This is a genomic window from Anabaena sp. CCY 9613 (genome assembly GCF_963920895.1).
In the GTDB taxonomy this organism is placed as follows: domain Bacteria; phylum Cyanobacteriota; class Cyanobacteriia; order Cyanobacteriales; family Nostocaceae; genus Cyanocohniella.
In genome coordinates this window covers 25,261-39,743 of record NZ_CAWUDE010000007.1, presented here as the reverse complement: position 1 = coordinate 39,743, position 14,483 = coordinate 25,261, and the positions used below count along the sequence as shown (strand labels likewise).

General features: G+C 38.5%; 8 protein-coding genes. 1 reads left to right on the top strand and 7 read right to left on the bottom strand.

Annotation, left to right across the window (positions count from 1 at the left end; translation table 11 throughout):
- Positions 1-23: 23 nt before the first annotated feature.
- The 6 genes from ACM0OT_RS10230 to ACM0OT_RS10205 form a co-directional block, all read right to left on the bottom strand.
- Positions 24-3,266 (bottom strand): tubulin-like doman-containing protein, encoded by a 3,243-nt coding sequence (locus ACM0OT_RS10230; RefSeq protein ID WP_414564265.1) that lies wholly within the window; start codon positions 3,264-3,266, stop codon positions 24-26.
- 18 nt (positions 3,267-3,284) lie between these two features.
- Positions 3,285-4,421 carry a vWA domain-containing protein gene (locus ACM0OT_RS10225; RefSeq protein WP_414564264.1) on the bottom strand — a complete coding sequence of 379 codons (1,137 nt, stop codon included), beginning with the start codon at positions 4,419-4,421 and terminating at the stop codon, positions 3,285-3,287.
- 278 nt (positions 4,422-4,699) lie between these two features.
- Entirely contained in the window at positions 4,700-4,945 is a 246-nt protein-coding gene (locus ACM0OT_RS10220) for a hypothetical protein (protein WP_414564263.1), read from the bottom strand.
- Positions 4,946-4,948: 3 nt separating this feature from the next.
- Complete coding sequence (locus tag ACM0OT_RS10215) at positions 4,949-5,803, bottom strand: hypothetical protein (RefSeq protein ID WP_414564262.1); 855 nt, start codon at positions 5,801-5,803, stop codon at positions 4,949-4,951.
- A gap of 159 nt (positions 5,804-5,962) precedes the next feature.
- Positions 5,963-6,742, bottom strand: a complete 780-nt coding sequence (locus ACM0OT_RS10210) for an RNA polymerase sigma factor SigF (protein ID WP_414564261.1) — start codon at positions 6,740-6,742, stop codon at positions 5,963-5,965.
- Between the two features lie 832 nt (positions 6,743-7,574).
- Positions 7,575-8,411, bottom strand: coding sequence for a photosystem II manganese-stabilizing polypeptide (locus ACM0OT_RS10205; protein WP_414564260.1), 837 nt, complete (start codon positions 8,409-8,411; stop codon positions 7,575-7,577).
- 363 nt (positions 8,412-8,774) lie between these two features.
- On the opposite strand from ACM0OT_RS10205, the gene ACM0OT_RS10200 reads away from it, so the two are divergent.
- Complete coding sequence (locus tag ACM0OT_RS10200) at positions 8,775-9,140, top strand: hypothetical protein (RefSeq protein ID WP_414564259.1); 366 nt, start codon at positions 8,775-8,777, stop codon at positions 9,138-9,140.
- A gap of 73 nt (positions 9,141-9,213) precedes the next feature.
- On the opposite strand, the gene ACM0OT_RS10195 is transcribed toward ACM0OT_RS10200, so the two are convergent.
- On the bottom strand, positions 9,214-14,196 hold the full coding sequence (locus ACM0OT_RS10195; protein WP_414564258.1) for a hypothetical protein: 4,983 nt from the start codon (positions 14,194-14,196) through the stop codon (positions 9,214-9,216).
- Positions 14,197-14,483 lie beyond the last annotated feature (287 nt).

Sequence of the window (14,483 nt, the reverse complement as noted above, 5' to 3'; positions counted from 1 at the left end):
GTATCTACCATGAATAAAAAACATTAAATTGAGTATTCATCAAGCAGTTTTTGTTTCTTTCGTTCGTAATCTTCTACAGTAATTAAATTTTTATCTAACAACTGTTTTAAATTTTCTAAAGCTGCGCGTAGTTTTGACATATTATCAGTAGATTCTGCTGCATGATTATCTACTATTTCACCAACAATAGTTTTTTGTTCCCCTGGATTATGGTTAAATGGAAGTTCTGGAATTGAGGAATTAAATTGCTCGTTCATTTTTCTGCGAAACCGATTAATAATTCCTTCTTTAGCTGTGGGATTATTGCTACCAATTATTGCCAATTTATAAGGATAATTAGGATGTTCCTCTGCTAATTCGTCTACTTCTTTGACAAATTTCCTGAGTCTAGGTAAATATTCATTTTTCCATAACTCAGGTTGTCTTGCTATCACAGCAATTTCTTGAGTTAATATTTTCTTTAACTCTGCCTTCATATCTGGATGGTTAACAAGTTCTTCTAAAGCTTGACCCCATTCTGCACTGAGATCAGCTATGTAGTAGTTATCTCGTAACTCATCATAATATTTAAATTCTAATTGCTGATTTTGGGGATTTTTTTGCAATAGTTCTAAAGCTAGACAAGGATACAAAACATCCTCTAATTGTTCTACGGTTATTGCATCCGGAGGAATAATATCAGGGAAAGTAATACAATAATCATTATGTAAACCAGACGTTGCAGAATGCTGTTCTCGCAAGTAATAATTTTGCATTCTTTCCAGACTATTAATTAATCTCAAAGGAAATCCTGCATACTCATTGATAAATAAAATTTCATCCTCAGCCTGCATTGATTTTAAAACACTTGGATCAACACCTAAATCTTGAGTCAACAAAGTTTTAAACTGTCTCACTTCTAACTCATCTGTGTCTTTAAATCCTACTAACTTACTACTTTTCGCAGGGTCATCACGGAAATGAGGGTCACTTAAATTCAAGCGTAGTAGAGGTTCAGCTTCTTGCATGATTTGTGCTAAACGAGTTGAACGTGCTGCTGAGTAGTTTTGCATGAAGCGCTTAATCACCGATTTGACGACATTATTACCACGTAAAGCAAATATACTGTCAACGCTTAGATTAATATCTGCTTGTAGTAATTCTTGAGTAGTACGTTCTTTATCGATAAAACCTGCTAAAGAATTTCCTCTTCCAGTTTGTTCGGTGATAGCTGAACTGACTAATACTAACTGCGATCGCACATCATCTTCAGGTAACATAATTTGATGACAGCGTTCAATATCCTCATTGTCAAATATAGCTTCACCGCTCATTTCATCAAAATCTAATTGTCTTAAATCGCTATCTTGTTTTTCGTAAATATTTTTTATATCTTCTACCAAGCTACTAAAAGTAGTAATTTTAGTAATTTTATCTTGAACATATTTTTGTAAGGCATTAACAATTTTTAGCGTTTCTTGAATTACATTTAAATCAAAATTATGCTTGATGATTTTACAAATTTCCTGCAAGCCTCTTTTCGTCTCTGATTGAAAATGATTATTCTTAGTATTTAAGAATGGCATTCCCAATTTATCTTCAATGTCTGCAAGTATTTGTTCTGTATCTCGCCAAGATTTATCTATATTTTCTAGTCGTTTACTATTACCTAAATCAGTAATTATGGTTTGTAAATTATATTGATAATTATTTAGTTCATGTTGCAACGCATCTAGCCAATCACGGCTACTTTTAATGGAAAAATTAGAATTTATTGGTGTTAGCAATTGATTTAAATAATCATCAATATTGTTTTGAAGTTCTTTAATAAGATTAGGCGCAACTTGGATTAATCTAGTCAACCAAATTCCTCTATTACTCTCCGTTTCACCTGGTTGAACTTTACGAAACTGTTCACGAAATTCTCTAGGTATTTTTTGCCTAATACTATGACGATCATCTTTATTTTGACATTCAGAAATTAATCTTTCTAGTCTAATTCTCCAAGTATTCAGATTATTGCTAAATGTATTATTAGATTCTTGAACACTTTCTGATAACTTAGTAATTAAACCATCTCTAGCAGCTAAGTCATTGTGCCAACGATACTGAACAAGAAATTGTTCAAGTAAATTCAAAGGATCTGGACTTTGATGTTTGCCATTTAACCAAAAATTGACTAATTCTAAACTAACTTGATTTAATGAGATTTGAATTACAATATCACGAGGAAAATAAATTGCAGCTAATCCAAATGTTAAATACCGTTGGCTATTATAACGTGGGTGTTTATCCGATTGGATCATATGTTGTAAAAAATTATCTCTATTTCCTTTGATTATTGGTGCTAATTCTCCAGTAAAATCTAAAGCAATTTTATGAGCGATCACATTACACAACTTACCTTGTGTAAGAATTGCATATTCACCACTAGTCTGATGAGACACTAAGTAAGAATAATCAAATGGTGGACGTTTTTCTTGCACATAAACTGGATTTTGGACATCATAGCAAGCGGCAAATTCTGTACCAGGACTGCTGTAATAATTTAATTCTTTTAAAGCGGCATAAGTATTAGCATTCATATTAGGTGTATTGCCATATAATTCTGGACTAATCACTAAATAGCCCACAATTTGAGCGCTTTGATCACCATATAAATGTCGCAGACTATAGGCAGTATCTAAAAACATACCGCTGCCTGTACCACCGCATAATGAACCCACTACAAAAATATTCAAGCCTGCTTCTACTTTTAACCCTGTTTTTAGCAAGAAAGACTCATGTCCTCTCGTGCGTCTTTCAGCTGTTTCAATTGCTGATTGAATTTTATAGTAATTATGGAAAAAAGCAAGTCTTCCTACTGGTCTAATACCTTTTGCACCTTCTTCAACTGCTTTAATATTGCGTAATAACTGCGGAGGAAACCATCTAACAATATGGTCATAAGGGCCATAATTACTATATTCTGAACGCCTTTCTATTCCTTCGACAAACATAGTCACTTCTTTTGATGACATAGTAGCAGTGACTTTTTCAGCTTCTCGAAAACTTAAATCAACACCATGATAAGTACTACCTGTACGAATACCAGTTACTTGAGTAGCAGCTTTATCAGTATCAAGATGCACAAAACTGATAATTGGTAGATTAGTTAAATTTCCATAGCGGTCAACAATTAACCGTCGAATTCGCATTAATACATCTCTACCAGTACCACCTAAACCTATACAAATTGTGCGACTTATTCCCCGATATTGTAAATCATTGGTAGTTGCTGAGTTCATAAAATATTTCCTGAGATGCTATTTATTAACTTGAATATTAATCTCGTAATCGCGTTGGCGATGATCTGGACAATTGAGTCTAAATTTAGATTTTGATATTAAGGTGCGTGTGGTAATTTCCCGCCCGTTATAAGTAATAGTTTCTAATTTATTAGGTACTAAATAAAGTTTTTCTCCCTTACGTTCGAGGTATGCCCTCACTTCTGTACCTGGACAGTCTATAACATCCGTACAATTATCTTCATGTTTCCCAATGGCAATTTTTTGATTATTATTTAATCTACATATTTGTTCTTCGTGTCCTTCAATATTGACGTAAAATTGCCATTTTTTACGTATTCGATGTAACTTCAAACTAGCCGCTAAGAAACTAGTAAGTATTAATAATAAAATTAAACTAGGTGTTCCTAACTGTCGTCTTAAATAAAAATTAACTAAACAAGTTTCTTGATTACCTGGCGCTGGTGTACAAAACTCTTGTACTGTCGGTACAACATCAACTACGGTTAATGTATATGGTCTATTTTCCTGAGTAATAATCGAGAGCGATCGCTGGTTCAAAGGTAAGATTTCTATCCAAGCTTGTCGCTCTTTGCTTTCGGGAGAGTCAGAGATTCTCATGGGACTATCAGCGGGAGTTTCTATCCAAACATCTGACGTAATCCCCGGTTTAGTAAATAAAGGTGCATCTGTTAACCAAACAATAGATTGCGGTTTAATTTTTTGATTTTTTTGTAGACGATTATGATTAATTTGAGCAATACTTTGATAAATAATTAACTCTGCACGCTGAATATCTGTACCATAGTAATTGGCATCAGATACTAAAGGTATTGCTGCTAAAATTTTTTCAATATTTTCTTGACTTTTATGAATATATTTAATCGGGGTTCCTAAAGGATTAATATAAGGATTTTTGTCTTGTAAAACTACATGATTAGCGAAAGGAACAATGTAGATATAATCTCCTGGTTTAATGCTATTTTCAATTATTTGACGCAAACGAATGCGTCCTTCATTATTTAAGCCGACGCTCTCTGTCAAATCAATTGCCAAAACAACATCTCGTCCACCACTTAACTGAGAGACTAAATTTAAGCCAAATTGTTGTATGCGAGTTAGTTGTTGTCCAGGGGGAATTTTTGTTAAAGTCACAAATCAGACAGCCCCAAAAATACTATGTAAGAATTCTTGCACAGTATGTAGTTAACTTTGTCAATATAAAATCAACAGCAATTTTGCTTTTATAGTTGAGTATATGCTTACATTTTAGCGTTTTGACCAGTAATTATGAGTTAATTACTATGTAAACATTTTGTAAAAAAAATGAAAAAAAATATACCTGTAAGATGAACATGGTTACTTGAGACAAGCAAAACCGAGTGTTATCTACAGGTTAATCACAAAAATTAACAATGTTAACTTGAAGGGTATCAGACACCGTAATGGTTTTGATAGTAAGCCAAGATTTGCTGCACACGGTGCCGACTTTCTGACCTAGAGTTAGGTTGGCAAGAAATCACTAACCCAGCAATTTGGCTTTGATCATAATCAAATTGTTGAGATGACTGAGGAATTAAAGCAACTTCTACACCTTCAACTTGGCGCAAATGAGCAGCTATCTCTCGATAGACTGCTAAAGGTAAACCAGTAAATTCAATTTTTTCCTTAGTCTCCATCTTTTACGAAGCTCCGACAGTAACAGGATTTTGAGGTGTTGTCATCGAAACAGAATTGCCAACATTAGTTGTGGCTGATGGCGTTGAGTTGCTAGCCTCTTCACCCACCATTCTGGCGACTTCAATACCATATTGTTCCAGAATTACAATCGGATTGGAACCTGCATTCATTTCAATACGTTTAATTAACAGTCCATTTGCAAGTCGCTGTCCTGCCTGTACATAACGACTCGTGGTTTCATTGGGGACTTTAATAATCGCTTGGGGTTCTTTCCCAATTAGCACTACACCACTTACTGTAACTGCCTTAGCTAAGTCAGGTTGCGCTGGTGGTGGTAATACAGATACCAAGGTGGGATTGGGGACAACTTGAGGCATAACCGATGGCAGAACTGAAGCCTGAATAGGAGGCTTTGGTGTTTGTGCCACATTGCTGGAAGCAACAGGAGTTCTAGTTCCAGTAGAAAGGGCCGCACTGCTGTTTGGCTGTCTGGGTACCATAGCAGTAGGTAGGCGGGGTAACACCGGAACTACCCTAGCAGTAGTTGTACTTTGAGGAACCGAAAGAACTGGCTGCCCGATAATTTGGGCAAACGGATCAGTACGCCCTTGTGAAACTATGACTACTCTCTCTGTAGCATTAGTGGGTTGGATTAAGTTAGGAGTTGCCGAAGCATTAGTTACTTCCTTGGTGGTAGATACCACAGGATTATTAAAGGATTGAGTCGCCAATGGCGACTTTGTAGCTGGCGTTGCACTAGGCACAGGAGCAACAGCTTCTGGTGTACTTTCTGTAGTACAGCCTGCGATCGCCAAACTTAAACACGCTGCAAATGCAATTTTGGAATTTCTGCCCATTAGCCGTTCTCAAAAGCTACCGGAAACATTGCTGGAGGAAATCAACCATGCCTATTTGTATTTCAGGCAAAGTATCTTCCCGTTATAACCTACTTTTTATAATTTTAAAGGTTATTTTTAGCACACTTAACCTAGGGGAAATGCGGCTAACCTGATGGGTTATTCATCCTCTGCGGTACCCATGAGGTGCTTTAACAAGCCCAGTCCTTTTTTCACCCTCCGGGAAACTGTAACGACACTAATCCCCAAATGTTCTGCTACTTGTTTTTGGGTCAAGTCCTGTAAAAATACGCATTCTAGTACTTCACGAGTACATTTTTCTAGCTGAAACAGGGCTTGTTGCAAGCGAATTTGGTCTTCTTGTGCCAGTTGAAAGCTACGATGACGTGGATCGGGAACCAATTCTCCTAAGCTGGTAGACCCATCTTCTCCGTCCAAAACTGGGACATCTAAGCTCAGAGGAGAGCGATTGACCCATGCTAATTTAATTTCTTGCCATTCATTGGGGGAAATTTCCAGTGCTGCGGCTAATTCAGCATCGGTAGGTTGGCGATTATATTTTTCGCGTAAGGAACGTGAAACGCCAATTGCCTGCTGTTGTAGAGCTAAATAACGCCGAGGAATTCGCACCGTCACACCTTTATCTCGCAGGTAGTGTTGAATTTCACCACGAATGTAGGGAATAGCAAAGGAACTGAAAGCATGTCCTTTAGAAATTTCAAACTTTTCAATAGCCCGAATTAAACCCAAACAGCCAACTTGCAACAAATCATCATAGTTTTCACGACATTGATTCATCCAATAGTGAGCTTCTTTTCTCACAAGTCCAAAATTTAGTTTTACCAGTTGATTGCGAATAGTTTCGGAACGAGATTGCTGATATTCTCGCAACAACTGCCAAATTTCATGCTTAAGTTCGTTGGTGACTGTAGTAGGCATAGCACCGCATGTATTTAGCAAATGATTAGTGAATACCTGCTTATCAACAGCTACGATTGTGAAATATTCCAGAAAAAAATATGCTATTTTTCCCATAAAATATATGGTAAATAACAACTTTAGCTGTGAAATACCTTAGAGGCTTGACAATCGCCCAAAATATCAATAAGCGAGGCTGGTATTTCTCTTGTTATTTAAATTCGTGATTATCTGTAGCTTTTGATGACTACATTTAAACAAAATATAAAATTAGTTCTATAGTTTCAAACCGAGATTGTACCTAAATTCATTAATCAATGAATCAGACTGTTAATAATGATTTTTATAAATAATTTTTAGGATGTTTCAGTGGAAATACTGTAGTTAACAAATGAGATTCATCTGATATTCAAAATTATTAAGTAACTGTGAGTATAAATAAATTTAATTATCAAAGCTGTTATGGTTTTTCAGCAAATAAAAAATGTTATCTGTTCTCAGTTATGTATATTTTGGGTTGTAGTGTAAATCTAAAAATATAATGTTAAGTACTCTTCCCTGTTGCCTACTTTAGAGACATCAAAAAATTAAATTCCTCAATTCCTGCATCCAATACGACTATCAGATTTCTTTTCCCCAGCCTCTCCTGCCTTCCCTGCTCACCAAGGCGATTAATTATTTTTTGATGACATTGGTGCCGTGCCTCAACCATCATGAATCTCAGCTAAGTGAATAAAAAACCCATTTACATCCCCTGAATGTATGGGAAGCAAATGGGTAAAATCTGGTAATAAAGCTGATGATTAAAGAATTGAATTTATGAGTACTAGCTAGTAGCCATACTCAAAAGAATTTAGCCACGATTAGGTTCAACTCGGGCATAAAACAGACCGCGAATCTTGACTTCCTTCGGTTCGCCAGCACCTAAATCAGTATCAGAAGGTTGTTCGCTCTCGAAAGTACCAGCAATTTCACCACTAGAGCTATCTATTTTGGCTACTTGCAAAGAAATTTTGCCATCGAGAATTTCCACCCGTTTGACGTTAGCGCGGGTCAAGTCTTCGTCATCTGCTTGGGCAGGTAGAGCCACAGCATTATCGTAGCCACTGACAACACCACGACCTTTGGGATCTAAGAAAGCTGCACCACGATAGGAAGGAACTTTGAAAGTACCTTCAAAGTCCGTAGAGGTGTTGATACTGGTCAAACCAGGTTGTGTTTGAGCAATCAAATCTTTGATGGTGAAGAGGAAAGGTACTGATTCACCACCAGGGAGTTTGACAGTGATGGCTTGGAAGTCCAGACCATCTGCTTCTACAAAGGTCAGGCTGTTATCTGGATTGATTTTCAAATCACCTTGTACCTGGTCAATGGTAGAAGTGTACCTGGTCAATAATTTGCCAGAAACAAATTCTGCTGTTTGCCGTTTATTGGCAGGTTCTTCTTTCACAAAGAAAGTGGTTGGTTCCAAGCAGAGTTCTTTGATGCTGTAGGATTTGCTGGAATCAATGGGAATAGAACCACGGCTAGTTTCTGCCAACTGGGGGCATTTGTTAGCCAAGCCAGTGCCGCGAATTTGTTCGTAGGTCAGTACATCCCTACCACCGGTAGAAGTGGGAGCATCACTACAAGCAGTTAATAGGCCAAGACACACAGCCAAGAATGCAACAATTAAAGCGCGATACCTCATGGTCAACCTCAATGTCAAAAATTAATATCTAAGTTGTAAAAGTCAAATCAGCCAGATCATACGATTTTTTTTCACTCAAAATCAAAGCAGTCTAGTCTTATCTAAAAACACATAATGAGATTTTACTCACTTAAAGGCTGTACTAGACGCGATCGCTCACTTTTAGAAGTGATCATGAGTGCCTGTAATATGGACAAAGTACGTCAAGCTGAAATCTTTGCCCCAATAAGCTTGTAGCTTCTGAGGCTTCATCTTTGCTACTCCATAGGTGTGTACTTATGCCCTGAGAAATTAGTGATCACAGATAAAAGCCAAAAATCTTCGGTAAATTTGAGTAGACTTCAACTACACGGAGATAATGGCATGAACAATAAACAAAGTGTTGAATCAGAAAATTTGTCTGATCAATTGCAAATGATCGCAACGGCAGTAAATGATGTAGCTCAGGCTTGTGAGGGAGATGCCATCGCTCTTTTGGGCTTGCTGCGGCATTTGGAACAGTTACATCGAGATATTCGAGATAGCTCTTTTCAAGAGAGTTTGCCGGATAATCGTCAAAAACTCTACTCTTTGCTCAAAGATATTGAGTCTGAGGGGGGCTGGCCTTATATTGAGCGCATGAGGCTAAAAGCCTTTCTCGCAATTTTGCCGCCATCCGCAATGGAGGAACACAGCGAGGCGGAAAACAGCGATGATTTGTTAGAAAGCGATCGCTCTTTGAGTTGGTAAGCTCAAACTTAGTTTTGAGTTTTGAATTCAGAATTGTTCGCGCTTCATAATTCTTAACTCATCACCTTTGTATTTAGCGCCTGGGACTGATGCCATCACAAAGAAAGCGATCGCTTTCTTCAACGTTGCGGTTGTGCTTGAGGTAATCATCTACCCAGTTGCAACCACGCAGCAGCAGGTGATCAAGATGCAAATCCCACAAAATGATTGTTTTATCATCACTAGCCGATGCCAGGGTTTGACCATCAGGACTAAAGCCAACACTTAACACAGGGGCGCGATGTCCGTTGAGGGTTTTAATCAATTTACCTTCACGGCTCCAGAGTTTGACTGTGCTGTCCCAACTGGCAGCAGCCAGCAATTCACCTTGAGGATTGAATGTAACAGCGTTGACGCTATCGCTGTAGCCCTTTAAGAGTGTTTTTAACAACGTCCCATCGTATCGCCACAACCGGACTGTATTGTCCCAACTGGCAGAAGCTAGCAATTGCTCGGTGGGACTGAAGCTCACACCTAACACCCAGCTATCGTGGGGTGAAAAAGTTTTGAGCAAAGTTCCATCTCGCCGCCACAGTTTTACTGTTTGATCATCACTGGCGGAGGCTAAAAGTTGACCATCAGGACTGAAGTTAATGCTATTTACCCAACCATGATGCCCAATTAAGGTTGTGATCAAAGTCCCATCCCGTCGCCACAGTTTGACTGTTTTATCTTTACTGGCTGATGCTAGTATTTGACCATCAGAGCTAAAACTGACACTCATAACGCTGTCAGTATGCCCTTGGAGAGTTTTCAGTAAAATCCCATCCCGTCGCCATAGTTTCACTGTTTTGTCATAACTGCCTGAAGCCAGAATTTCACCTTTGGGGTCAAAACTGACACTAGGAACTCGTTCTGCATGTCCCCTGAGAGTTTTGTAGAGTCGAGTTTCTATTTCACCGTTATTAGTATTTCGTTGCCAAAGTTTCACTGTGCGATCGCGACTACCAGAAGCCAACATATTACCGTCAGGACTCCAGGCGATGCTTAAGACTCGATCTTGATGCCCTTGAAGAATCGGTAATTTTGGTGCTTCTACATTCCACAGTTTGACGCTTTTGTCATAACTGCCTGATACCAATAGTTGGCTGTCGGGACTGAACGCCACGCTAGACACAGCGTCACTGTGCCCCCTCAAGGTTTTAAGTAATTTACCGTTGACACTCCAGAGGTTAATGGTATTGTCATCGCTGCCCGAAGCTAACTTTTGACCATCAGCACTAAAGCTAAGGCTCCAAACTGTACTATTGTGTTGCTGTAAATTTGTATAAACTTGAAAGTCCCAACTATCTTGACTGTTTATCCCCAGTTGCCACAATTTAACTGTGCTATCTCGGCCTGCTGATGCTAATAATTTCCCATCTGGGCTAAAGGTAACAACCGTCACGCCTTGATGATGCCCTCGCAAAGTTTTGACTAGGCTGCCATCGCGCCGCCAAATTTTTACTGTTTTGTCGTCACTAGCTGAGGCGATAAATTCACCATTAGAACTAAAGGTAACCCAGTTAACCCAACCTTGATGTCCCTTGAGGGTTGTGACTAAGCTGCCATCTTGACGCCAAATTTTGATAGTTTTATCTTTGTTGCCAGTAACCAGTAATTCACCATCAGGACTGAAACTAACACTGTAAACCGAATCATTTTGTTCTGCTAAGGTTTTAAAGGGTTTGAGGTCAAATACGCCCGTTGTGGGGTTTTTTCGCCAGATATGCACAGTTTTGTCTAGACTGGCTGAAGCTAAGGTTTGGCCATCCGGGCTAAAACTGACGCTAGTAATAGCATCGGTATGTCCTTTGAGTTCTTGCAATAAATTACCGTCAGAACGCCACAGTTTTACCGTTTGATCTCGACTACCAGATGCTAATAATTGACCATCAGGACTAAAACTGACGCCCCAGACAATATCTGTGTGTCCCTCGAAGCGGTTTACTTCCGTTACCCCATAAACTGCTTGTTGTAGGGCTGTTACCACCCGCATTTGGGTTTCTGCTTCCACGCCCTTTGCTTGTTTGAGTTTTCTCCAAGCCCGCAAACTTTCTAGCAAAGCATCAAATTCTTTATTTGAGTTAAACAAAGCTTCACTTGTGGCAGCGATCGCGCTAATTTTCAAATTGGATTCACTGCGTTCGGCGCGCATTGTTTGGCTAATTGCTGCTCTTTTTTGTAAGTCGGCGTGCCACCATAAGGCAGCGATTGTGCCTCCCATAATTGCCAACAATACACCTGCGATTCGTGCTTCTCGCAATCGCCGTTGTAGCACCAGATTTAACTGCTCTTGCGATAGCTTGTGGGCTACTTCGACTTTGTTTTTTTCAAATTTAACTTTTTCTAATTCAGCAACTATGCCATAGTTATTTTTTTGGCGAATCGGTTCTACTAAATAATCATGAACAAGTTGATAGCGATCGCCTACCTCTTCTCGCAACCGTAAGACTAAACCTGAACCCACTAAAATTGCTAAAATTAACTCCCAAGCCAATTCCACGTCATATTGTTTTTCGAGAGCAATGGCTAAATCGGCTTTGGTTTTTAACGGGCGCGTGCCTTTTTCATCTGTTAACTCAAACAATAATTGCCAACTCAATTCTTCATTTTCTTGACCACAATCTTTAATTACCTCTTCTAACCAGCGCTCTACGAGTTTTTCTGAACCGCCACAACGCGTATATTGTTCCAGAGTAGTAATGTTATCTGCTTGTAGTTGTACACCCACTATTTGTAATTCAATGGGATGTACTTCCCCGATTTCTCCTGCTAAATCTTGCACTAATTTGTGAATTAACTCATCGCTTAATTCATAATGAGAACGTTGGGTAAAGCTTTTAATAATACCCGTAGTATCTTGAATAGAAAAATTACCTAAATAATAACGAATGTCTTTATCAAGAATATTTTTATTGATTATGCATAAATCATATAAAGTATCGTTGTTTTTGTTGCTTAAACGTTCAAATTCTAATAAGTAATGTAAGTAGTCTTCTCTTAAACAAAGAATTATTTTTAGATGAGCAATATTTAAACATTTACTAAAAAACTTATAAAAATTGGTTATCTGTTGAGAATTACTAATGAAAAAGAATTCTTCAAATTGGTCAAAAATAATAATGATAGTGTAATTGCGTTCAACGGCTAATTGTAGTTTTTCCAGGAGAATATCCGAAGTAAAGTCCGTAGCAATTGGTATATCTGTTTGTGCTAATGCCCTGTTGATACTACTGCCCAAGGCTGTAACCCAATCGGTATAAGCAGAGATAATAATGGGCAAAGGAATACGTTCACCGATAATTTTTGCCTTTAACGCTGGTACTAATCCCGCCTTGAGAATAGAACTTTTACCAACACCGGATGGCCCATGAATTACTGTAAGTTTGTAGTCAGCACGGGTAATTCTTTCAATTAAGCGATTAACATCTTGCTGCCTCCCAGAAGCAGCTATTTCCCGAGCCACATCTTCTGGAATAAATGGTGCTTTTTGCGTTTCTAGAACTGGGTTAATTCGGAACCGTTGCGGCTGCAATTGACTGGCACCAATGAAGGCACGAAAGCCATACTGATGTTCTATTTGGATTTTTTCTTGCTTGAGGTGAAAGGCTTCGGCGTAGTCATGACGCTCATAAAAATAAAGCGATCGCAACTCTTCTAATATTTCCAAATATAGTGATGGCTCATACTGTAGCTCACAAACGACCTTTGCCCATTCCAAATTACTGATAGCTTCCTCCCATTCACCCATATGCCTTTGTGAACGTGCCAGCAACAACAGGTACCAACTTTCTTGTTGTCGTGAAACTTCAGTTGCCCGTTCTGCGGTGGTAAGTGCCGTATTGGCTAATTCGTGAGCTAGCACCCAATTAGACTCAGAAGCTGCCACATCTGCTAAAAAACCATAATCTTGAGCAACTTGTGCTGGCAGACCATACTTTTCATGCAATTGCAAGGAATTTTGAGCTAATTTTTTTAATTCTTGCCAAGCTTGTAAACGTTGCAACATTTCACAAGCAGGTAAAATAAATTTAGCAACCAAGTCTTGTCTTGCTTCTTTTTCTAATACCTCAAGACATTGTTTAAACAACAAAAAAGCTTCTTGACAGTAACTTTGGTTAGCACTGGGATTTAAGTCTGCCATGCGGCGATAACACAGACCTAAATGACATAATACTACTGCCTGCCAAAGCCGATGATGTGAAGTCATTGCTCCTGTTTTTAAAGTCTCTACTTCACTATCAACAAGCATGTGCTGTTGCCACAGAGATAAACTTTGTTGATAGTGATCTAAAGCATCATCAATTTGATCATTGGCATACTTATCTCTCCCCAACACAAATTCTAAACTAGCTTCTAATTCTGGTTCTAATTGAATATCATATAAGCGCGACAAATCACTCCGGGCTGATTCAATTTCATGGCGATGTTGTGATTTGGGGGCTAAATCAAGAGCCGCATTAGATAAAAATTTATCAGCCCCCGCTTCTAAGACCTTAGCAAATAAAGATTCTGTCTCTTGTCGAATCAAGGCAATTAAATCTTCTTTTGCCATTTCAAATTTGATTGTGGTGGCAGCCCAGCTTTTAAAGTCAGGTGCTAACCGAGAAAGTAATGATGCCACTTCATCCTGAAGCCACAATACCAGTGGAAACGGAAAAGTAGCAGCATAAATATCTCGTGCCTGGTTAATTCCAATTAGTAAGTCATCAATAGCGATTATTGACTCTAGTCCAAAAACCATGACAGCTGATGGTAAAGAATCTGTAACTACAGCAAGATGATCAAGAAATAATTCTGATGCTATTGTGGTATGTAAGGCAGTATTAGATACCTGAAGACATATCTCTTTTAAATTGATGTCTTGAGTAAGAGAATGAATATCTTCGAGAATTTGCTCACGTAATTGCTCATAATTACATCGGACTAAAATTACAGCAAATTGACCTTTTGATAGCTTAATAGATCGGACTAACCTTTGCAGAGAATGTTGATTATTGTGAGCGCCCACTACTACCGATTGTCGCTGTGTCATAACTGAAAATTGAGCCATAAAAGAAGGATAAAAATTTCACATCAGAAATTCCATATCAAAATAAAAAATTAAAAAAGGCACCTGTACCGCTATGCGGAAGTCAAAAGGAGCCAGCCAGTGCGTTGGTGAGGCAGTCCGGTCTTGGGGAGCCACCTTGTTGGGCGGGTTTCCTGACTTGTAGCAACTGGCATTCAACAAGCTATTATTTTGGGCTTTTGAACTTTTTCAGTAGACTCTATTTAGTCCGCAAAGTACTAGTGGCTTTTCTAATTTCTCATTTGTAAATC

What these genes read in the sequence shown, in the direction of transcription:
- ACM0OT_RS10210 (WP_414564261.1), bottom strand. Translation starts at nt 6,742, where the DNA reads ATGCCTACTACAGTCACCAACGAACTTAAGCATGAAATTTGGCAGTTG.
- ACM0OT_RS10200 (WP_414564259.1), top strand. Translation starts at nt 8,775, where the DNA reads ATGAACAATAAACAAAGTGTTGAATCAGAAAATTTGTCTGATCAATTG.
- ACM0OT_RS10230 (WP_414564265.1), bottom strand. Translation starts at nt 3,266, where the DNA reads ATGAACTCAGCAACTACCAATGATTTACAATATCGGGGAATAAGTCGC.
- ACM0OT_RS10215 (WP_414564262.1), bottom strand. Translation starts at nt 5,803, where the DNA reads ATGGGCAGAAATTCCAAAATTGCATTTGCAGCGTGTTTAAGTTTGGCG.
- ACM0OT_RS10195 (WP_414564258.1), bottom strand. Translation starts at nt 14,196, where the DNA reads ATGACACAGCGACAATCGGTAGTAGTGGGCGCTCACAATAATCAACAT.
- ACM0OT_RS10205 (WP_414564260.1), bottom strand. Translation starts at nt 8,411, where the DNA reads ATGAGGTATCGCGCTTTAATTGTTGCATTCTTGGCTGTGTGTCTTGGC.
- ACM0OT_RS10220 (WP_414564263.1), bottom strand. Translation starts at nt 4,945, where the DNA reads ATGGAGACTAAGGAAAAAATTGAATTTACTGGTTTACCTTTAGCAGTC.